General features: G+C 61.9%; 13 protein-coding genes. 4 read left to right on the top strand and 9 right to left on the bottom strand.

The genetic code is table 11. The features are described from left to right. Positions 1-6 precede the first annotated feature (6 nt). Both D3H54_RS04320 and D3H54_RS04325 read right to left on the bottom strand, forming a co-directional pair. Positions 7-357 carry a heme-binding protein gene (locus tag D3H54_RS04320; RefSeq protein ID WP_149378014.1) on the bottom strand — a complete coding sequence of 117 codons (351 nt, stop codon included), beginning with the start codon at positions 355-357 and terminating at the stop codon, positions 7-9. 32 nt (positions 358-389) lie between these two features. Beyond that, positions 390-698, bottom strand: a complete 309-nt coding sequence (locus D3H54_RS04325; RefSeq protein WP_149378015.1) for a hypothetical protein — start codon at positions 696-698, stop codon at positions 390-392. 249 nt (positions 699-947) lie between these two features. Between D3H54_RS04325 and D3H54_RS04330 the strand changes: the two genes are divergently transcribed. Then, a complete protein-coding gene (locus tag D3H54_RS04330; protein WP_149378016.1) occupies positions 948-1,661 on the top strand; it encodes a hypothetical protein in 714 nt (237 codons plus the stop codon). Between the two features lie 11 nt (positions 1,662-1,672). Here D3H54_RS04330 and D3H54_RS04335 read toward each other — a convergent pair whose 3' ends face one another. The 4 genes from D3H54_RS04335 to D3H54_RS04350 all read right to left on the bottom strand — a co-directional run bounded on the left by D3H54_RS04335 (position 1,673) and on the right by D3H54_RS04350 (position 6,666). Further along, the gene (locus D3H54_RS04335; protein WP_149378017.1) at positions 1,673-3,118 is read right to left on the bottom strand and encodes an APC family permease; all 1,446 of its coding nucleotides are present in this window, start codon (positions 3,116-3,118) and stop codon (positions 1,673-1,675) included. Next, positions 3,115-4,647: an MFS transporter gene (locus tag D3H54_RS04340; protein WP_149378018.1), complete on the bottom strand. Its 1,533-nt coding sequence runs from the start codon at positions 4,645-4,647 to the stop codon at positions 3,115-3,117. The genes D3H54_RS04335 and D3H54_RS04340 overlap by 4 nt, the downstream gene beginning before the upstream one ends. Before the next feature lie 3 nt (positions 4,648-4,650). Beyond that, positions 4,651-4,965, bottom strand: coding sequence for a hypothetical protein (locus tag D3H54_RS04345; protein ID WP_149378019.1), 315 nt, complete (start codon positions 4,963-4,965; stop codon positions 4,651-4,653). Between the two features lie 78 nt (positions 4,966-5,043). Then, entirely contained in the window at positions 5,044-6,666 is a 1,623-nt protein-coding gene (locus D3H54_RS04350) for a helix-turn-helix transcriptional regulator (protein ID WP_149378020.1), read from the bottom strand. A 156-nt stretch (positions 6,667-6,822) separates the two neighbouring features. On the opposite strand from D3H54_RS04350, the gene D3H54_RS04355 reads away from it, so the two are divergent. The 3 genes from D3H54_RS04355 to D3H54_RS04365 all read left to right on the top strand — a co-directional run bounded on the left by D3H54_RS04355 (position 6,823) and on the right by D3H54_RS04365 (position 8,760). After that, positions 6,823-7,236: a hypothetical protein gene (locus D3H54_RS04355; protein ID WP_149378021.1), complete on the top strand. Its 414-nt coding sequence runs from the start codon at positions 6,823-6,825 to the stop codon at positions 7,234-7,236. 346 nt (positions 7,237-7,582) lie between these two features. Beyond that, positions 7,583-7,831, top strand: a complete 249-nt coding sequence (locus D3H54_RS04360; RefSeq protein ID WP_149378022.1) for a hypothetical protein — start codon at positions 7,583-7,585, stop codon at positions 7,829-7,831. Between the two features lie 311 nt (positions 7,832-8,142). Further along, positions 8,143-8,760 carry a DUF6308 family protein gene (locus D3H54_RS04365; protein ID WP_149378023.1) on the top strand — a complete coding sequence of 206 codons (618 nt, stop codon included), beginning with the start codon at positions 8,143-8,145 and terminating at the stop codon, positions 8,758-8,760. Positions 8,761-8,798: 38 nt separating this feature from the next. Here the strand turns inward: D3H54_RS04365 and D3H54_RS04370 are convergent, their stop codons facing one another. From D3H54_RS04370 to D3H54_RS04380, 3 genes are all read right to left on the bottom strand, one after another. After that, positions 8,799-15,236, bottom strand: a complete 6,438-nt coding sequence (locus tag D3H54_RS04370; RefSeq protein WP_149378024.1) for an SNF2-related protein — start codon at positions 15,234-15,236, stop codon at positions 8,799-8,801. Further along, a complete protein-coding gene (locus tag D3H54_RS04375) occupies positions 15,233-20,470 on the bottom strand; it encodes a RecQ family ATP-dependent DNA helicase (RefSeq protein WP_149378025.1) in 5,238 nt (1,745 codons plus the stop codon). The genes D3H54_RS04370 and D3H54_RS04375 overlap by 4 nt, the downstream gene beginning before the upstream one ends. Positions 20,471-20,817: 347 nt before the next feature. Beyond that, a complete protein-coding gene (locus tag D3H54_RS04380) occupies positions 20,818-22,605 on the bottom strand; it encodes a DUF262 domain-containing protein (RefSeq protein WP_149378026.1) in 1,788 nt (595 codons plus the stop codon). Positions 22,606-22,620 lie beyond the last annotated feature (15 nt).

Here is a 22,620-nt window from a genome sequence, read left to right on the forward strand (position 1 = left end):
GAGCTCCTAGCCCATCGGACCCATGTCGTCCGGCATCGGTGCGTCGCAGCGGGCGCGGAAGTCCGCGGCCGGCTGCCGCACGGCCTTGAGCTGGTCACGCACGTCGGGATTGGCCTGAAGGTAATCGGCTACAGCAGTGCGCATCTCGTCGCGCGACTTGCCCTTGAGGCCGGTGAAGAAGGCGTTCACGTCGGGGTGGGTGAACAGGTAGACCGACATCCCAGCGTTGACTCCGGACATGACCTGGGTGAGGTCGCCCGCCGTACAGTTCGGCTCGTCGGCGGCGGCGGTTGCCGCGCTGCCGATCAGCAGTGCGCCTGAGATGATCCCGGCGCTGATCACGTTGCGGACCAACATTCGACTACTCCTAACGATGAGGGATGGACAGGTTAGCGCGGGCCGATTCCCGGTCGGCCCGGCCGGATCGGCGGCGACGGTGGACGAACCGGCGGTCGCGGGTTGAGGTCGATGTCGATGCCCCAGGAGTCGTCGCAGTACCACGGATCGGCGCAGTAGCCGGGGTAGACAGGCCCGGCGGTCGGCGGTGTGGGACCGCCGCCGCGAACTTCGCCCTGCGCGCACACCGTCGCATAGCCAGCGCTGTCGCAGTCTGCCGCGGCGGGTGTGGCCGAAATGAGGCTGGCGGGCACGGTCGCGATGATCACCCCGAATGCCAAGAAGCACGAAGCTTTTCGCATGACGTCACCTCTGCTCCCCGTCCGGAGGTATGCGCGACCACAACGATCGGGCCGCCTCCTGGACCTGATTGTTGGTTGAGCATATCCCTCCTGCCATATGTGCAGGTGAAGTTAGGAACTATGGCTCCCAACGTAAGTCCGTTTACGGGCAAGTTGAGTACTCGACTACGCAACCCGTCTGATCGACACAGTCGGACCATGGTGGTCTGCGGGCGTGGGGCTCGCGGTGATCAGGATCTGAGGGAAATCATGAGCAACTCACAACAAACGATGGCGCCTAACGGGGTGTCGAAGACCGCGGACCTCGTCGAAACCAATCCCGACGACTTTGGCCCGGAACCCTGGGACCCGGGCATGCTCACGCTGTTCGATGTTCGTGGCAGGTTCGTGAACCGTCCGAAATTCAGCAGGACTCAACCGGTGGACCGACAGAGGATCCGGCTTCCGCTCCCGGTCGGTGACGTCGCTCTCGGAGAATTGGTGCTCGATCTGACGGCTCGGCACCCTTACGCGGACATCGGTTGGATGGACTTCTATCAGCCCGGCCGATGGGACTGCGAAAGCGACAGTGTCTACATGTCCACCATTCGTGTGAATCCGCCCGGATCATCGACCAACTGGGACGGCACTGTTGGCTATGGCCACTTCACTGCACCCGCCGACAATCTCTACGTGGTGGTGTTGAACTTCTCCGGCTATTCGACGTCTCAGTGCATGAGTCTTCGTGGGCCGTGGGGTAAAGCGACGGCGAACCTTCCGGCGGCGAGCTACGACGCCTCTGGACACCTGCTGCCCAGAACCGCTGCGGTCAGAGCTGTTTGGGATGCGCGAGCCGGCGAGAAGGGCTGGTGTGACTTTTCTGCTGTGACAGGCTCGACAGCGAGCGTGATCCTGCCGGGGTACGTGGATCTTGGTATCCCGCTCGTCTTCTTTCATTCGCTCCAGATCTACACGGCCGCCTGAGCTGCGGGACCTCAGAAGGCGCCCGGTTCGCCGGGCTCGCTGTCGAGTGCTTCGCGGTTGGTCACCAGCAGCCAAACGAAGTACAGCCCGCCGACCGCGATCAGGCCCAGCACGATCAGGCCGGGAACCCTTGCCTCACTGGGTGATACGAGCGCGAAGATCGAGAAGGCCACCCACACCAGCGCCGTGTAGGCCACCGGCAGCTCGAACCGGCCGAGGCTGAAACCGCCCTCCTTGCGTTCGAGGCGTTTGCGCACGCAAAGGTAGAGCACCACGATGCCGCCGTAGATCAGTGCGGGCAGGATGGTCGACGCGACGATCAGCTGCAGCAGGGCCGCACCGCGCAACGTGAGCATCAAGACCACGCCGATCACGAAGATGAGAATGGTCGCGGCGACTGGTGTTTGGGTCCGCGGGCTCACCCGCCGCAGCACCGTGTGGCCGGGAAACCGCGAGTCGCGGGCCATGGCGAACGCCTGTCGCGAGCAGGCGGCGATCATCACCATGCCTGCGCCGAACATCGCAAACACGATGCCGGTCAACAGAACTCGTTCCATCACCGGACCCAGCTGATCGTGGATGATCGTCGCCACCGGTGAGCCGCTGGTGGTGACTTCGGTGATGTCCTTGATCGCGAGCGTCAGGATGATGACGAACACCAGGCCCAAGGTCGCCGAGGCGATCACCGACGAGACGATGGCGCGTGGAACGCTGCGGAACGGATCCTTGGCCTCCTCAGCGAGATTCGCCGCGGAGTCGAAGCCGACCAGCGTCACCAAGCCCATGATCATGCCGGCCATCAACGGCCCGCCGATCGCGAAGTAGTTGGGTGCGTCGGCGGCCACACCCCGGGACACCAGATTGGCAGTGGTGCCGGTCCCGGAGAACATCATCACGGCACCGAGGCCGACCACCAGGATCGCCAGGATCCCCAGCTCGAGACCGACCGCACCCGAGGTGACTACGCCGAGCAGGCGGGTGGAGGCGATGACGAGGATGGTCTGAGTGAGCAAGATCGCCAACGTGATCACGCGGGCGACGTCCTCGTCGGGCGCCATCCCGAACAGCGGCATCAGCGCTTGGCTGGCCAGGGCGTTGTCCATCGCCGCCACCGCGATCGCCAGGAACCAGAACGTCAGCCAGCCGAACAGCCACCCGACTTTCGGGCTCGCCAGCCGCGACGCCCACTGGTAGGACGATCCGCTGAGCGCAATGCGAGCGGCGAATTGCGCCACCACCAACGCGACGAGCGTCTGGCCCACCGCGGCGATGATCCACAACCAGATCCCCACCGGCCCCGAATAATTCAGCACCGCACCGTAGGTCGCGAAGATCCCGACGACCACCGAGATGAACGCGAACGAGATCGCGAACACTTGGAACGAGCCGAGGGTGCGCTTCAGTTCGGGTTGATAGCCCGAATGCCGGAGTTCCTCGTCGGTGGATTCAACGGTCATTGCGGCACCGGGCCTTCCTCGAAGTCAGAGCAACCATAGGGGACGAGCGGGAGTTCGGGCGGCGGCTTGAGCAGCATCCAGACCGCCACCGCGGATGCGAGCAGCAGAACCGAACCGATGCCCGCGGCGACGGCCAGTCCGTCGGTGAACGCGGCTTGGGCTGCGGCCAGCAGGGCATGCGCCTTGTCCCCGCCGAGGGTTGCGGCCGCCCGGTGGGCGGCGGCCAACGACTGTTCAGCGTGCGCCATGACGTCAGCGTGGATGCCGGCCGGCCGGTCCAGACCGCGGTAGACGGCGGCGATCACGCTGCCCAGCAACGCGATCCCGAGCGCCATGCCCAGCTCGTAGGCGGTCTCCGAGACACCTGCCGCGGCACCCGCGCGCTCCGGCGGGACGCTGGTGATGATGATGTCGTTGGCAACCGTGAACGCCATCCCGAGGCCCGCGCCGATGACGAACAGGGCGACCCCGAGCGGCCAATAAGGGGTGGTCGGGCTGATCAGCGTCAGCGATGCCAGCGCCGCACCGATCGCCGTCAGCGATGTCGCAAGCACTGCCCGCGGCGAGCGGTACCGCACGACGAAGCCGGCCAGCACACCGAAAGTCATTGCCGCCAGCGCGGCAGGCAGTTCGGCGAGCCCGGCCTGCAGCGGGCTGTAGTCGTGGACCAATTGGAAGAACTGGGACAAGAAGAAGAGCACACCGGACAGGCCGAGGATCGACAACATGTTGGCCGTGATCACGCCGGAGAACCCGCGGTTGGCGAACAGGCGCACGTCGATCAGCGGGTGGGCTGCCTTCAGCTGGCGCCGCACAAACAGTGTCAGGGCGGTTACGCCCACCAACCCCGCGACGACGATGTCGGCGTGCAGTCCGTGTGTGGCGCCCTGCTTGGCGGCGTAGACCACGCCAAGCACTCCGATCAGCGACAGGCCGGCACCGAGCGGATCCCACGGGCCCGGGGTCGGGTTGCGCAATTCTGGCAGCAGTACCGAGCCGCCGACCAACAGGACGATCACCACCGGCACGTTGATCAGGAAGACCGCGCCCCACCAGAAGTGCTCCAGGAACAGCCCGCCGACGACGGGACCGAGCGCGGTGCCTGCTGAGAACACGGACGCCCAAATGCCCACGGCGACAGCACGTTCCCGCGGATTCGGGAACAGGCCCCGGATCAGGGCCAGGGTCGACGGCGCCAGGCTGGCCCCGGCGACACCCAACAGCGCGCGGGCCGCGATCAGCATCCCGGCCGTCGGTGCATACGCGGCCAGCACCGACGCCATCGCGAAAGCGGTTGCGCTGGTGAGTAATAGCTTCTTGTGTCCGACCCGGTCGCCGATGCTGCCCATAGTGACGAGCAGGCCGGCGAGCACGAACGAGTAGATGTCTCCGATCCACATGATCTCGGTGGCCGTCATACCGAGATCCCGGCCGAAGACCGGTGTCGCCACGGCCAGGACCGTGCCGTCGACTCCGATGAGCAGCACGCCCAGGCTCAGTACACCCAGGGCAAGCCAGCGGTGTCGCATGGATTATCCGGCGTGGCAGAACACGTCGACCTGAGCGGTTTCGAAGGCGTCGCGCTGCTGACCGCCGTGGTGCTCGTGACGGTCCTGGTGCACCGAGATCACCGAGCACTTGTCCAGCGGCATGGTGCCGTCTTTGTTGATGACGACGTGCACGCCTTGGTCGCGCAGCTGGCCGATGGTGTCGCTGGCGGTGGAGGTTCCGCCGTCGGTTTCGGGGGTTTCGGCGGCCGCGTGGCCGGCCAGCCCGACCGCGAGGGCGGCCAGCACCGGGGCGGCGAGGGTGGCGAGGGTGAGCTTGGCGGCGGTGGCGGTGATCATGCTGACGACGTTATGGCGCGCAGGCACCCTGCATCATCGGCCGAAGTATGCGTTTATGCAGGTACGGCATGGTGCAAATTATGTAGACGCGCCGTGCAGCACCTTGTTCTCGTGCGCCCACGCCGCGGCTGCGGTGCGGGAGGAGACGCCGAGTTTGACGTAGATGTTGGCCAGGTGCCGGGCGGTGGTCTTCTCGCTGATGAACAGCTTCTTGGCGAGATCGCGGTTGGACAGGCCCGCCGCGACGCCGGCCAGCACCTCGAGCTCACGTTTGGTCAAGCCGCCGGGTGCTTCGGCCGGCTGCGCCTGGGTCACTGCCACGCCGAGCTGTTGGTAGATCGCTTGGGCGTTGGCCGCGTCGCCGTCAGCCCCGGTGGGGTCGCCGGTGCCGCGCCGGGCCAGCGCGATCCAGTCGTAGACCTGGGCCATCTCGTAACGGCATTGCGTGCTCCGGTAGCGCCGCAGGGCATCCTGCAGGACAGGCAATGCGTCGGCGTGGCGGCCTTGGCTGGCGAGGACCGCCCCGCGGGCGTGGCGAGCCCAGGCGCGAAAACCGGGGGAGTCGAATTTCTCTGCGCCTGCTTCGAGTTCGGCACTGTAGCGGTCGGCGTCGTCGAATTTGTCTCGCGCCAAGGCGATTTCGACGGCGGCAGGGAGCAGCCGCAGGCGGTTGATCTCGTCCTGTTCGGCATCCATCCGCATGCGCAGGTCGGTGGCGGCGGCGTCGGCCTCGCCGAGGTGGCACCTTAAAAGGGCTTCGCCGGGTTGGGGATCCTTATTGTGGTCGCGTGCCGTGGCGAAGGCCTGCCGGGCGCCGTCGATGTCGCCTTTGCGTCGCCGGATCTCGCCGAGTTCGTAGTAGCCCTTGCCGACGGTGCCGGGGAAGTCACCCATGGCGGCGATGGCGTTGATCAGTCGCTGCTCCACCTCGCTCAAGGTCTTGGTGGCGCTGTGCAGGTCCATCTTGTGGACCTCGCAGGTGGTGCCGTACCAGGAGGCGGTGACCTTCGGGCCTGTGCGCCAGACCTCCATGGCGTCGAACCAGGTCTTCATTCGGGTGAGGTCGGCCAGGCGGTGGCATTCGTGGATGACGGCGCAGTAGATGTCGCCGGCCCAATCGAGGGGGACCTGGTCGGCGAGGACGGGCATCATCGCTTCGTCGAGTTGGGCGAAGGCCTCGCTGGTGCGGGCGAAGGGCAGCATGGTGACGCCGCTGGCGGTGAAGCACAGCGCGTTGAACCCTGGGTCGTCGAGTCGTTTGGTGACCTCTTCGAGTTCCTCGGCGAGGGCCTTCGCGACGTCGTTGCGGCCTTCGTCAATGGCGACGAGCGAGTCGATATAGAGAAGGTAGGCCAGGACCCGGTCGTCGGGTTGTTTGTCGTGCAGGCGGCGGGCGCGGCTGATCCAGACCCGAGTAATGGTCAGATCGCCGCCATTGAACCACTGCAGGGCGACCTCGACAGCCTTCATGGCGGCGCCGTGGGTGTCGTTGGCGGCGTTGAGGCGGTTAAAGGCCTGCTCAGAGAGCTGCATGGAGTGCCGGCCGTGGCCGAGACGCCAGGCGGCCAGGCCGAACGACGACAGATCGTCGGTGCTGAGCTCGCCGGTTTCTTGGGCTTCGGTGAACTGTTCGTAGGCGGTGCGCCAGTCGCCGTGGGCGTAGGCGGCGCGCGCGGCCGTGAGCTGGGTGTCGGCTGCCATGGTGATCGGCTAACGGTATCGCGGGTGGCAACGATGTAATGGCTGAACAGTGCTGGTGCTTCGGCGGTGTCGTGGGTTGTCGGCCAAGCCTTGTGCTGCGGGTTTTCAGATTGTCTGCATACTGTTGACAGCCGTTGACTTCGGAAGGGGTTGCTCATGCGTGCTGGCTGTGTCGCTGCCGTGGTGTGCGGTGTTGCGCTGGCGATGGCGCCGACGGCGAATGCGGCCGAGGACCTGATGAGCGGCAGCTACACCGTGAAGGGCCCGAACGAGATCATCGACACCTGGACCATCTCGAACCTGTGCAATGTGATCGAGACGGGCTGCTTGGCCAACATCAAGTCCCCGCTGATCGAGGGTCAGGCCGTCTACCAAGGCGCGCACACCTGGATGATGCGAGTCATCGGTCAGGTGCCGGTGTGCCCGGACCGATCCAAGACCAAGGGCGCGATGGTCTTCACGTGGAACACCCAGACGCTGACCGGTTCGGTGACCGAGATTCAACAGGGCAACTGCGTGTTGACCCGGCCCGGGCAGTCGCAGATTCCGATTACGTTGGTGGCTGCTTAGGGGTTGGTGGCGTGGCTGCGGACGGAGCCACGGCCGCTGAGGGCCGATGATTCGTCAGCGTGCCGCGCTAACTTGGCGATTCGCTGGTACGCCCGCGCCGAAAACTAGCCCCTCGTTCTGAGGGTTGCACCGCGTCTTGCTTCCTGGAATGAGGCCGACGATCCAGGACAGCTTCGCCGGCGGGCCTATCTGGATAACACTGAATCGCTTCTCGTGGTGTCAAGAATCGACGGTGATTGGTCCCTCGTACTTAACGTTGGATTGCCGCCGGTCGAGTTCAGACTGGGATTATCGTCAGTGAAGCGGGCGCTTTGAACAAGTAGCAGGCCACGGCTATGGGGGAGAAATGAGCGACAAGAAGACTCGGTCGTGGGCGGGCACCTCGGTGCATCGCATTGACCTGGACGCCGGTCAGCTGCCCGACATGGCTTGCGGCGTCAATGGGGTGGCGCAACAGAAATGGTTTCGGCCCACCCACATTGATGTGGAATTCGACCCGAAGGGTTTGGTGGAGACCCGAATCTACGGTCCGCAGATTAGGCAGGACGGCTCTCTAAGTGAGCGTGAGCTGGACCATCGCTGGCGTCGGTCATGACCGAGCGCGGCCCTGAGTGGGGCGAAATGACCGACAGCGGGGACAGGCGATGAGATCGTGGCGGGCGTCGCGACGTCGATAGCAATGCCTCTGCGCGCCAACACGGCTGAAGGTGGAGTCTTGACGCCCAAACGGCTCGTCGTCTATCGAGGCCATGGCATCTGTGTGGGCAAATGGAAATTGGCGGACGGAACGGCGAAGGCATGGGATATCACGTTCCAACACTGGCCCAGTGCAATGCAGATGTCGACGGAACAGGCTCGGGCATTGCGCGATGCCCTAGTGGCTGTCCTCGGTGACACGGTCGCTCAATGACAAGGTTCCGGTTCGACTTACCCGAGTGGTTCTCCGACAACGCGGACCAAGTCCGCAGTGACTTAGCCGGTTATTTCGGAGGAGGGAAGCAACCCTTCACCGGACGATGGTTCGAGGAGTTTGCGGCCATAGGAGATCCGAACCGCTTTGAAGCTTCGGACCTACTTGCTGTTGAAGCGCTGAGCGTGACGGTGCCCACCGAGGCTGCAGCGTCGCTTCTCGTCGCAGAGAGCGAGCGCTTCAACTCACTGCTCAGGGAGATCCCCCGCGAGCAGAACCTCTGGGAGGTGAGTCGGCTGGATGTCAACGTGGGAAGCGCCGCCGACAGATTGCACGCGGAGCTGCGCACCTTGCCGGGTATCGAGTGGGTCATCGCGGGCAAGCTGATGGCGGCGAAACGCCCCAAGCTGATTCCGATCCTCGACAATGAGGTCCGCAACTACCTGCAACCTCCGAAGAACCTCTTTTGGGTGACTATGCATGACGAGCTATCGGATCCTGCACGGCGCCAAGTAATCGCGGAAGTCTGCCAGGCCGCACCGGCACACGTGAGCTTGCTGAGACGGATGGATGTTGCGCTATGGCGAGCGGCGAAGCGCGGTGCTCCGCGGTGAGCTCAACGCAGTTCTCGTGTCGACGAATGGCACACCAATTATTCATTCACCTCCGCCAATCGTTGGTCGAGGTAGCGAGCTACTGACGGATTAGCGATCAGGCGCTTCTTTCCGTCCGGGCCGTGAATTTCCCAGTGGGACTTTGAGTGTTCGACCACAACGGTGTGCAGAGGATCGGCGCCGATGAGCATGCCACGCTTGAACAAGAGTCGCCCGTGTTCGCGAGCTTCTTGACGGGTAGGCGGACGCGTCGATGAACACCCATGGCAGAGCCACATTCCGCTAAGTGGCGTGTGGACACATCTCTTGCAAATGGCGATGCCGCAGCAATCACACGCAACAATGCCATCGGCACACGCCGGGCAGACGGGTTGTTGGCAGTAGCCGCATTGAGCGGCAACTGATCCGAAATGCCCCTCCCGATCAATCCCGCCCCAATCGAGAATCTGCCTGCTGATCTGATCGGCTCGGCGGGCGTCGGTCTGGCCGGGTGCGAGGACGACGTCGTAACGCCACTCGTGGCCGCCGCTAACAGTGACACTCTGCGTAACCGATGCACCGATATCCAACCGGATCCGGGGTGTCGGTGGGATGAGCGACTGCAACAGGCCTCGAAGCCGTTGCGGTAGATCACTAAACTGCGGGAGCGCGACCGATTGGTCCGGGATCCACGCGGCGAGCGCATCGCTCGTGCCGTCGGCGACTGACCGTGGGCCGGTATTGATCTGCCCGCGCGGCTCGATGTGGTTTGCAACCGCGGTGGCGTTCGAGAGAGTAGACAAAGTGACCTTGTTCGGATCGGTGTAGACACCGACCTCGTCGGCGTCACCCAAGCCCATCTGCCGCGACAGTAGCGTGGCGGCAGGCGCATGCTCAGACATTGAAATCAGGTACCAGTGCACCTCTTCGAGGCGGCGCACACCGAGCGTGACCAGGTTCGCCATGCTGGAAATGACTGCCTCGGTGTCAGTTCCGATGACCATCTCCCGGACCGTCGGCTCGGGATTCCATGCATCAGTCACCCACGGCGGCCGCGACTCGGCCGCACCCCACTCTGCGGTGACCTCGTGCTCGTCCGAGTCAACAATGGTTATCTCGCTGATTCCCTCAGGCGTGATCGCAACCTCGAAACCCGAACGCTCCCAGCGCATGATCAGCGGAGTGGTCGAGGGCTGGTCCATAGCGTGCAGGACGGACCTAAGCCGATTCGGCGTCTGCAGGGCCGCCTCCGGACAGTGCGCCAACGGCGGGAATAGTTCTACGACAGCTGCAGCTAGGTCATCCGTAGGAGACGGTTGTGGTTTGGGGCTTCTCCCGGAGGCATCGAGCTCTGGGGCCGACCAGACCGAGCGGAATTCGCGTTTCGAGTGCACGACGAGCCGAGGGTCTGTGCGTGTCGACTCGGGCTGGAGTATTTGGGCAGCCGGGACGACCTGAGTCTGCAGCGCGCGACTTGCCGACAAGCGCAAGGAGTACGAGTTGTCGATGTGACTGCGGTCGAACGCAACCCACCGTGTAACAGCGCTGTGGCGGATGATGGCTTGCTCGTAGGCCCGTCCGCGGTTGATGAGGACCACAAGCGCGTGGTCGTCCGTACCTGCTTGAATCGTTGTCCCGTGCGCCGCGAGAGCTGCAGGCAGCGTCGCCCGCTGCTCGTCTGTTATCGGTGCCATCCTGTCGCAGGCTGGGCAGAGATCGTCCACTCGGCACGACATGCACATGGCTCGTTCGCACATCGCGCATGCAGCGACCTGCGGGTCCCGACCGCAATCGGTGCAGGCGTGGTCACCACACAGAAGGCATCGAACCGGGGAGACTTTGTGGCTAGTAGATGCGCATCGCCGGCAAACCTCATGTGAACAACCCCCACATGTAAGCGAGGCCAGCTGGCCGAAGTCGTCACAGGCGCGACATGCCCAGGATTCGCACGATGAGCAGAGCGCCGCTGACCCCGCGGCGTAGAAGTGACCGTCCCGGCATACTCCGAAATTCGATTGCCGGATTCCGAGGTCGTTTACCTGGGGAGTCAGCGGAGAGCCATCGAATGTCTGGTAGACGTGCGTTGCGGTGCCGTGTCCTTGCCAGGTCTCCGCAACTTCCAGACCATTGCACAGCGCAGCAGTAAAGCTACCTGTGCTCTGGGCGATCAGCTCCGAGGCCAATTCACTCGGCAGTAAGGAGATGCCCTGTATTGCTGATGGATTGGAAACCACGCCCAGCGCCAGAAGCGAAGCGTTGTCGGCTGCGACGATTTCTGCATCGGCAGTGAGCTCGACCAGCTCTGCGACCGGACGTATGTCTCGTTTCTGTAATCTGCATTCCGACGGCGACGGGAAGTCTCCGACAATTTGAACAATTTCGTCCGTTCGCTTTCCGAGCCTTCCCCCCGGCATCCCGATCGCGGAGAGATAGTCGTAAGCACCCAACTGTTCGGCAGGTGTGAATCCATGCGGGCATCCGATCCACGCGCCGACCTCGTCGCTTCCGTGCCGAGCGTTGACTAGAACCGCCTCGTTCCTCCGTTCCAAGGCCACGTGAAGTCCCGGCAGTTCCGCATTGGCGATCGAAGGACTGTCAGTCGCTGGCGCCTGCCACTGAAGGGCGGCACTTCGCACATCTGATATCTGAGGGACTCCTTCGTCGTTCACGGAGGAGTCCTCCTGCACGATCTGATGTGCTTCGAGATAGGTGTCCACGAAATACGAACGGCGAGTGATCAATACAGCGGGACGTGGTGGCGGCATGACATCACTGCGCAGCTTCTGCAGCAGATGGGCGAGTCCGGACTCCACTTCGGACGTAACAGGAACCTCCGGTGCCGAGGTCGGTAGGTCGGCTACGGCCTTGTTGTCGATCGACGAACCGGCATCGGAAGCAATCGACCGTTCGACCGCGACCCTTTCGGTGCTATGCAGCCGGGCGCGCGTATTGCTGTCTTGCAATCGACGCCCGGTCAGGTCCCGAGTAATAAGGCCGCAGTCCAACGGCAGGCCGTTCTGTCTTGCGTACGCACGCAGGCGGACCCGTTGGGGGTCGGCCGCGTCAGACTCGTGAACAATAACCGCTGAAGTTGAGTCGGGTCGGACCAATTCGGCGACTCGATCGCCCACTCGAAGGATGTTGCCTCGGTTGAGCTTCCAAGCGATAGAAAATTCGTCATCCAGTTCAGGCACGCGCTCTGGTGAGGCACACGTTTGGCAGAGCCCCCCTGTATCGCGGCGGCATTGAGCACAGCTCGACTGTCCACATACGGCGCATGGTGCGAAGACCGCATCGTCGCCGCAACCCTCGCATAATGAGCGGGCACACGACTCGCAATGGGTTACTTCTGATTCGTCGACCCAATGCATTGCGGAGCAGAGCGCAAGTATCTCGATTGCTTGACCGGAGAAGTCGCTCTCCACCGTTACGGGTTCGTTGGTACCCCACTCGTAGGTCAACGTAGCTTCGTCGCCGCTGGGCCCCTGCCATGTCTCTTCGACCAACCAGTCGTCTTCGTCGAGGGTTACCGCGAGGATCTTGGCTCTAGCGCGTATGTCTGGACGCCGACTGAGGCGAGCCTCCTCGGAACGCAGAGCGCGTTGCAGGCGTGTGCGATCCTCCGTGACTGCCTCGGCAATCTGGGCTTTGTAACCTGTGGTGATGCGAGAAAGTTCCTGATTCTGCTGCTTCTCCACGAGCGTCGAGCGTTCACGACGAAGCTTTTCGAGCTGGGCCTTCGCTGCGCGTTCGAACTCAGCGATTACTTTCGGAGCGGTGTCGAATGCCGGCGGCAGTGATTCTCCGTCCTCGAGTGGACGTCGTCGGAGTCGACGTTCGTTGTGCCCGTTGATGTCCGCCGTGATGAGGTGCTCAGTTGTCTCGGCCTCGCCCACTGTCGCTCGGAACGTCGCTTGCCCGCTCCATGAGCCGGAAGGTACGAGACGCCGGCGGAGCAGTCGGATGTTGGCGGCATGTCGATACGGGCTAGGTCCGATGTCATCGGGGATCACCGGCACGGTCGCGTGCATGTCCCCGCGTACACGGAGCAGGCCAAGCAGCTCGTCGAAGACCGGTGATCCGACAGCGCACAGTTCAGCATCAGGATGGTGTTCCAGTCCGAAACGGTCGAACGCCAAATGCATGAGAGTGCGGCCGCCAAGTTCCTGATCGAATTCCTCGTCGAACTTCGCTGTGATGAATGCTCCATCGCCGCTGCCAGTGTCGTGCACAATGACCGCGCCGAGCGCTTCGAGAACATTCCTCACCCATGCCTGTACCCGACGCTGGCGCATCCGTGCACGCTCGCTAACCTCGGGAGCCAGCTCCGTGCTGCCCGCCTTCGTAAGCTCTTTGCGATGCTCGAAACCCGTCGCCATCCACTTGCTCATACCGGCGTCTGCGGCGATCAGTTGCGATGCCTTCTTGCGAGCGTCGACAAGCTCAGTCCCCAGCTTGTTAAGCAGAGTATTCATTTTCGCGTCGCTCTCGGCGAATAGGGCCTCCATGACGCGTGTTTCGAAGCTCGCAGTCTTTGAGTCGTCGAGTTCACCGAGAATCGTGGTGACCTGCCCGAAGAGCAGCTCGAACATGCGAAGCTTCTCAGCTAGCAGCCGGAAGACGCTTTCGTCGATTGTTCGTTGGGCGTAGAGGTTGGCGACGAACACCTCATCTTTGGGCTGCGTCAAGCGATCCACACGACCAATACGCTGCTCGATGCGCATTGGATTCCAAGGCAAGTCGTAGTTCAGAACGCAGTTGCAGAACTGGAGGTTTTGACCTTCTGCTCCGGCGTCCGTCGAAATCATGATGGGGGCGTCACCGGATCTGAAAGCAGCTATCGTAGCTGCACGTTCGCTGGCAGACATCGAGCCGTGGAACGATCGCGCGCTGAGCCCTTCGGCTTCCATCCGTCGGAGTAGCCCAGTGACTGTGTCTGTGTGCTGGGTGAAGATCAGAACGCGGCCATGCTCCCGCATCCAATCTCGAGTTATTTGAATTGCCTTGTCTTCCCGGGCCGACGTCTTGATGTCCATGGCAAGGTGACCAACTTCGTGCAGCACTTCGCGCACGCGGGCGTCGGGATGGCGGTCCGCCATTCTGAGTGCCGTCGTTCCCATCGAGAACGGACTGGCCGTCAACCTTAAGGCAAGGCTGCGACGCCGCATTGTGTCGCCCGATTCACGCATCACGTTGCGCAGCAGTTGCGTTGCCAGCGCATACAATTCGTTCTCACGAGGTCCTAGCGTGATAGGGACATCGACGGCGCGACGCACCACTCGGTCGACTCCTGCTTGGGCCCGCGTGGTGCGAATCATCACGCTGCTGATGAGGCGCCGGAGGGCAGCGGGGTCGTTCGGAGTACGGGGGTCGTAGCCGCGCATGAATTGCCGCTTGAAATCGTTGACCGAGTTGAAAGTGCCAGGACGCAATAGCTCGACCAGCCGGTAGAGTTCGAGCAGATCGTTCTGGACCGGCGTCGCGGTAAGAAAGAAGGCGTACCGGCATGCGGTAGTTAGTGAAGTGATGAGGTCGCGAGTCTTGCGCGCGCCAGAGCCAGCCGCGCGGTGAGCCTCATCGACGATCACAATGTCCCACGGCTTTCTAGTGAGCTTATCGGCATTGCTCCGACCCAGCGTCAAGCTGAGGATTAACCTGTCCTGCTGGTGGATCTCAGGGCCACGGGCGGCGACGTCAAAACTCATGTCGAACTTGGTGCTCATCTCCTCACGCCACTGGTCACGCAACGGTGCCGGGCATAAGATGAGCACCCTCTTCGCAAGACCACGGAGCGCGAGCTCTTTGATGGCGAGTCCCGCTTCGATCGTCTTGCCCAAACCAACTTCATCAGCCAGGACGGCACGTCCACGCAAGCGCGACAACGCGTGTCGCGCCACCGCTTCCTGATGAGGCATCCGGTCGACATTCGACACGTCGACCGCTAAGAGCTCCTCGAAATCGTCGAGTGTTGCTAGCTCTTCGCCTTGAAGGCGTAGCTCGACAAGGTCGAGTGTGTCGAAGCCAGCGGCTTTCAATTGCTCGGCCAACAATTCTCGTGCCGTGCTGAGGAAGCCGATTATCTTGTCGCCCCCGGTGCCCCAGTCATACTCGGTGTCTGGGTGGAACTGGCGGTCTACCGTCGCTCGGCGTCGCTTCGCCTTCGCCCCGCTCGATTTGGCGACAGGAATAGGTGGTGGTGCTGCAATACTGATCTGGCTGGGCGTACCGGGAGGCAGAAGCTGCAGTCGATACACCTGATCGACGAGGCGCAGCCGCAACAGGCCACCCTCTTGACCGTAATCCTGAAGGCGCTCACCGAGAAGCTCGCCGGTGAGTTGTCGGCTGCGCCCGCTCCATTGGGCGAGAAATGGTTCGCCCTCGAGTTCGAGGTGAATGCTTGAGCTGTGCTCTGGTAGAGCCAACACCGAACATTCACGCTCGGTTAGAGCGAGTTGGCCAGTCTCCAGCCACTGCTGTGTGATTCGCTTTTCGATCATTGAGGCTCCGTGATGCCAAGGGTTTTCGCGCCGAGAATCGTGAGGGCGAGGGACTGGTAAGCGGCTTGAGAGGTTTCGCGTATGGCGGCACGGCGCTCAATCAATCCCTGGCCGATGAGCTTCGCGACTGCTTCATCCCAGCGCCGCTCGCCGTTGCGTACGTGGCGCAGCGCACCGAACTGCGGACAGCTAAGGACGCCGACGCCTAGCGGCCGACCCTCGCCGAGTGATTCTCGCCCAAGCACCGCCGCCTTCAGGCTGGCTTCGCCATATGCCCCACGGCGAAAGGCGGATGCCCATGCAACAGCCTGCAGCGCAATGAGGTCGACGTTCACGAGTAGCTCTGGGTCTGGCACCATGTGGTCCGCCAGTGCTGCCCACGGAGCTGGTTGACCGCTGCAGATGTCGCACGCCTCGACATCCCTGCTCTTGCAATCCGGAACCGCGTCCCCGAAGTGTTCTCCGACTGCTACGCGACGGCAGTGCGAATCGGCCGTGGCATAGTCGATCATCGCCTGCAGACGACGCTTTTGCCACCACTTCCATCGCGCGGATTCGCTTTCCAATGCCTGTGTAGGCGCGACACGCGTAAGCGTGCGGACACGGCGCAGTCGGCGCGAGCTGGAGAAGGTGACCAGACGGTCCAGCGACCAATCAATAAGCTGCTGTTCCAGTTTGTCGGGATCGTATCCGTGCTCATCCTTAAGCTGTTGAAAGTCAAGCTGGATACGGACATTGGGGCGAGCCCTGTGGGTCTTGTAGAAGAACTCGCGAAACATGCGGCGTTCGTCTTCGGCCTCTGGTTCTCGACGCCCGACATCAACCATTCCTCGTGCCGAGCAGTCCAATCCCTGTTCTATTGCATGGACACGTTCGAGCTGAGCGAGGTGCACGTTGATCTCGTCGTCGTCGATGCCGAGTTTGTCAGCCATCTCGTCGATATCGAAGACTCGGCTATCGCCTCGTTCAGGGCAGTCCCACAAGGCGGCCAGCAACTGTTGGGTGATGGTCGCGTCGGCCTTAGTTCCGTGGGCCTCGATAAGTCGCCGGCGGCGGGTGAGGTCGGCGTTGGTGTAGAGCAGCACGCAGTCGCCGGAGATATCGCGCGCACGGGCAGCGCGGCCAGCTTCCTGGGCATAACCATCGAGTGAATCTGGTAGGTCGTAGTGCGCGACCCACCCGATGTTGGGCTTGTTGATACCCATCCCGAAGGCTTTGGTTGCGACGATGATTTTTGTCGTATCGGAGTCGAAGTCTTCTTGGACGGCGTCGCGTTGTTCTGGAACCATGCCCGCGTGATACGGCCGGGCAGCGTGACCGGCGCGACGAAGCAGCGCTGCAATCTCCTCCGCCAGAGCACGTTTGGATACGTAGATGATTCCTGATTTGTCGCTTGCCCAGGTTACGAACCGGAGCAACTCCCGTGCGCGATCGCGCTCGTCCGCACATCTCACCACGCGGAAGCGAAGATTGGGCCGGTCGCTTGGCTCGCGGATGGTGATGGGATCTTGCATATCCATCGCGGTGGTGATGTCCGCTTCGACCTCGGTTGTGGCTGTCGCGGTCAGACCCGCTCGCGGCGGTCGAGTTTTGAATGCTGCAACGGATGCGGGGACTTGCCGGAACTCCGGCCGGAAGTCATGTCCCCAAACGGAAACACAGTGCGCCTCATCGACGACGACGCGGTTGAGCTGCTGGCGACCGAGGGCTCCGCGCAAGATTGGATCGCGCGCCAATCGCTCGGGCGATACATATAGAAGGCGCACCTGACCGTTGGCTGTATCGCGCAATATCTCAGTTTGTATCACTCGCGACGTGGTACCAGTGATGCCCTGTACCGGTCGGATGCCGCGTCGACCGCGAAGGTCGTTGACTTGATCTTTGATAAGCGCGACGAGCGGCGAGACGACGACCGTCGCACGAGCCTGCGGGGCAAGCAGGGCCGGTAGTTGGAAACACAATGACTTCCCGAATCCTGTGGGCAAGACGGCCATTACGTCTTTGCCATCGACGATGGCTCGCATTACTTCAAGCTGCTTTGGATGCAATTTAGTGATGCCGAAGAGCTTCTCGGCCGCCTCGGTGAGCTTTGCAGTGGGGTCCTCGCCCTCGACGAGTCTCAGGGACTCTAGTAATTGCGTGACATCGTCACGACCAAACGAGAGGGCCTCCGACAGGTTGGGCGGCTCGCCGGTGACGAACTCGATAGCGCGTGTCCACGCGTCGTCACGGTCGACGGCTTCGTGAATGACTGGATTGGGCAGTGAGCCAAGGATTACCCGTTGGGCTTGCGTGGGTGCATGCAGCCGCCGGTCGCATACGAAGGCTGCACCTCTGTCCGTTTCGGAACGAATCAACCGGCCGAAGCCCTGCGTGAAGAGCATGGCCGTCATCGGCAGGACGTAGTCGAGAAACGGGTCGCCGCCCCGCTCGGCTATGGCACGTTGCCGTGCCGATACGAGAGGGTCGTCGGGATGGGGGTAGGGCGGCTTTTCAATGAATAGGTACGAAAGCGTCTCGCCCGGGGCATCGAATCCCTCCCAGTACGACTTGAGCCCGTAGAGCACTGTGCCGGGCTCAGTCCGGAAGCGATGAGATATCTGGGAGCGTCCGAGTTCATCTTGGACGAGAAGTTCAACCCCGCGATCCTTGAGCTCTGCCTCTCTCGTCCGGACCCCGTGGGCTACCGTTTCCATGCGCTTACGGGCAGCGAATAGGGTCAACGTCTTTCCGCCAGAAAGTGACAGAAAGCCGGCTTGGTCCGCGGCCATCTCCTCACAGAATTCGCGTTCGTTGACCGGCACGGGCACCGGAAGATGGTTGGTGAGCACCACTACCGATTGATTCTGATAGTCGAATGGCGACGACAACAGCAGCGCCCGGAACGCATCGTCGTCAGGGTCTGGGTTGATACGGATGCCTAAACGAGAGGCGAGGTAATCGAAACGGCGTTCCACGGTCAGCGTGGCCGAACAGAGCACTGAGGAGTGAGTACGGTCAACCACGTGCTGCTTGAATTCAGGGAAGACGTGGATGGGCATGCGCTCAAACGTCCACGCTGCAGGGTCGTCTTCTTCCGCCGCGAGTCGGTAAACCCAAAGGTGGCTGTCGGACAGAGTTCCCATAGCTTCTAAGAGGGCGATGGCGTTGTCGAGGCGCTCGGAGTAGCCCCGCAATCGTTGTTTGGCCGATCTCAATCCGCTGATCTCTGACAGCGAGTCTCGAAGGCTGATAACAGCTTTGGCGAGCTGAATCAACCAGTAGCGGACGGTCGATGAAGCTTGTCGTAAGGTTCGGAACTCCGGGCGGTTGTTGACCACTCCGGCCTGCAGTACTACAGCGTCGGCTTTGCCCGCGTACTCATGCAGGTAGGTGTCGATTGCCTCTGCGAGTTCTGTAGCGGTTGAACGTACCTGGGCGGTCACCGTCGCAATTGATTCGAGTGCGTCGACGACGCCCGATTCAGCCCGGGCCTTCGAGCGAATCTCTCTGATCAGTCTGGAACGTGGCGACAAGCTATTCACGAGAATCTCGAGCTCGAGGGCGTCCACGCGTTCGGTCCAGGCAGCGGTCAAGGAGTCTTCGAGGGCGTGTGCCTCATCGAATACCAGATCGGCGCGGCCTTCGGCAAGTACGTCTCCGGGAGCTCGCGAACCCTGCTGCTCGAGCTTTATCCAGCTCGCGATGAGCGCGTGGTTGATCGACACGACGCCAGGCGCCTTGTCGAGACCTACCAGCTGCTGCATGAGAGGGCAGACGCTCGCCCACGCGCAATTTCGCCGATCGCAGCCTCCTGAATTGGTACGAAGTCGAGCCCGCGTCCTTGCGTAACGAGCATCCGTACTGCGCAGCGTGTAATCCGTGACGTCGTCCCACGTGCCCGACGGCGATGTAGCCAAGCCCCGAATGGCCACGGCCAGTGCGAGTCCGGACGACTCGGTGTCAGTGAGCACGATTTCAAGTTCGCGCGCGCAGACATAGTTGCCTACGCCCTGGATCTGTCGAAATGGTGCGCGCAACAAGCCGTCCTCGTGGAGGCGCGTCGCATCGGCACGGAGTTGGTTCTGGAGTGCCTTCGTTGCCGTCGCGACCAACACCGGGCGGGCTGCTTGCGACGCACGGCCGAGGGCGGGAAGCAGATACGCGAGGGACTTACCGGTTCCGGTCGGAGCCTCAACGGCTAGCCGACCGCCGCGATCGAAGACCTCTGCGACGGCATGTGCCATTTCTTGTTGGGCTGGGCGGGGACGCAGACCATGGCGTTGGTGAAGGGTTGGAAAGTCGTCGCGCGCGGCCGACCAGGCGTCTGGTGACGGCGACCCGGTCGCCTCGAGTAGGGGATCGGATGGCCGGGTCAGCGCTGACAGTGTCGGTGCGTCGGCCAACTGGGGGAGAAGCTTTGCGAGGGGGTGATCGTGCGTTTCGAGTGCAGCGATGGCGAGCTGCCAGCTTGGATCGCTCGCATCGACTGAGGCCAGCAATGTTCGAACGACTTCAGATGTGGCAGTGGCATCCGAAACTGCTCGATGTGGGCTGTCGTTGTTGACTTCGTAGGCCAGGCAGAGATCTGCGAGCTGGCGGTTGGGCATTGCGACGTTGACAAGCAATGACAGATGAATGCTGTCAGCACTTAAGGGAAAGGGAACTGGCGGTGCGCCGGCACGGCTGGCGGCTTGCGCTAGGAACGGAAGATCGAATGCGAGCAGATTGTGGCCGATGACAAGGTCGATGTGTCCCAGCTGCGTCGTCAAGGCGGCCAAGGCGTGTTCAAGCGAGACCGGTTCGGGCGCGGTGGACGTTGGTCGTTCGACTCCGTCGGGTAGCCCGACGGCGAGGTCGACCAAGACCGTGCCGTCCATGCGTACGAGCGCTATCTCGGTGATGAAGTCGCTCGCGCGGTGTAGCCCGGTGGTCTCGATGTCCAGCACGGCTACACGGTCGATCGAAATGCGCTCCGGCCGTGCGACGTACCAATCCGTTGCTTCGGGCTCTGCTTCGTCTGTTTCGGCATGATCGTCGCGATCCGCAGCCGCGATCGACAGCCGGCCGTCGGCGGTGATTTGAAAGCGGTGTGGGAATCGGTCCGGCAGGTGCAGCACCCGATCAAGGGCAAGGACGAAATGTTCCTTGCGCAGCCGGTCGCGAAGCTCAGTCGCGGTGAGTGGACCGTCTTCGGCGAGAATGCGGTGCGCGGCTTCCGCAGCCGGAGGCAGCGGACGGTTTTCACTGCTCACGAGCACTCCGCGGCCGCAAGCGCTCAACCCATTTTCGCAGCGCAGTATCATTACCGCTCAGCACCCGAAACCCCCGCCTGCGACAAACCGACAAATTTTCGACCAGGTCAGTACTGGCCGGCCGCTCAGACGATACTCAGTCCCAGGGACAACGACATTAGGGTTGCTAAAAACTATTCGCGGAGCCTTCGGCTAGGCGTCAACGCAGGTCCTCTAGTAGGGCCGGCGCCCTTATCGGAGGGGCCCAACCATTCATCAGCCTGGTTGAGTACGGACAGCGGCACGCTCGGTGCGCCGTATAACAGGGACGTCCGTACCTGTTTGACCTCGTGGCCGGGCGTGGAGGATCACAGTGGAAACAGTTCTAGGACGCGTCTGGCTAGCCTTTGGGTCCTGGCATCGATCTCCGACTCAGTCCACTGGGATGCCTCGACGACGTCAGCGTTGAGCGGTAATCCATTCCGGAAACCAACGAACTTCTTGTTTGCGTCCTTGCGGTTCTTTTTTGACTGGAAGGACTTGTTGCTCAGAGTGCTGTTGTAACCAGTAATCGTGAGATTTCCGAGTCTATGGACATGCTGTTGCTGAACCGCTGAAGCCTTCTCGGCCCCGCCCAGCATCGTCAGCCATTCCTTCGGCAGCCCGGGCCCCTGGGGAAGGATGTGCTCGATCGTCCACTTGTAGTGATTGCCTTCGCGTTCCCACAAGTCAGTGAAGGTCTCATTCGTCATATCTGCTTGGGCGAGAGCAACGAGTATGTATCGAGTGACATCGGCGTTCTCGTTGTAGAGCGGGCCGGTGAGCTTGGCTTCGAACGTCTGGTCATCGGACACGACGTTGCGAAGTCGTCGCTTGACTACGTCGACGACCTGCTTTCCGGTCGATCCGGCGACGTCGGAGATGATTGACATGAAGAGTCGCTGAAGAACGTTGGTCGCGGGATCGCCTGTCAGGTTCCGTCGGACGAAGAAGCTGACCAGCGTCTCGGTGACTGACTGAAGCAGGGAGTCGGTTAGTGCGTAGTCGTCACGGTATGTCATCAGATAAAGGAGAAGCGCCTCTGAAGGCGCGCCTTGCACGCGGGCCAGGTTGGCCAGTGCATCGTCGAACTTATTGGTTGACTCGTCCGCGTCTAGGTTGCCAACTATGCGGCGATAGACACTCCCACAGAGCAGAATGTCTTTCAGCCGTCCTTGCAGGTCCGCGTCGATGACCTTCTCGTAGATTTTGATGAGATTGGACCGAGTAGCTATGGGCGCCTTCGGGATCGAAGGCAATTCATCTTTGAATGCGTTGTAGTAGTGCCGGAAGAATCGCTCCTGGATCTTGTAATCATCGCCAAGATCGTCGAGTAACTCGTTCCATTGGTCGAAGACGTGGTCTGCAGTCAGTCCCTTCAGCTGCTTCTTGTCGGCAGCTGCAAGTAGCGAGTTCTTGATGATGTCGATGGGCGTCAGAGGAATTCCACGATTGTTCAAGGACTCGAACAGGGTGAAGGCGTCCGCGGTGCTCTCCACCTCCAGCTTCACGAGGATCGCGTGTTTGACCCGCTTGAGTAGTTGGAGGACTGGGAGTACTGTCGACCTCGGCCCCGCGAGTTGGTCGATGCGAGCGCCGAAGTGGTTGTATGACTTCATAATCCGGCGATTGCCGAGAAACTTGACTGTTGGCGCCTTCACGTCCAATCCGCACGTCTTCAAGACGTTCAGGTAATCGGCGTGATTGCTATTTTGAAACTGGGGACGAACGCGCAGCCGTGTCGGATCCTTCAAGATGAGTTGGCGACGCAGCGTGCTGAGGTCAACCACGCCGTCCTCGTCTAGTTGGTCACTGCGGTCGCTTAGGAACTTGTAGATCGCGGCGAGCAGGATTGACAGCGTCGTCATCCGTTGCTGACCATCGACGAGCTCCAGAACGCTTTCTTTGGTCGCATTTGCGGTGCGGTTTATGCATATTATTGTGCCGAGAAAGTGGCCAGAGCTTGAGTCTTCTTCCTCCAGTAAGTCATCAAAGAGTTCGTCCCACTGCTGCTTAGACCATGCGTACTCCCTCTGGTACTTAGGTATCTCGTACACAACATCGTTTTCAGAGCTCAAAAGTTTGTATACCGGTTCGTCTGCAACCGACTTGATCACGATCGTTTCCCCACT

The organism is Mycobacterium sp. ELW1 (genome assembly GCF_008329905.1).
Taxonomy (GTDB): Bacteria; Actinomycetota; Actinomycetes; order Mycobacteriales; family Mycobacteriaceae; genus Mycobacterium.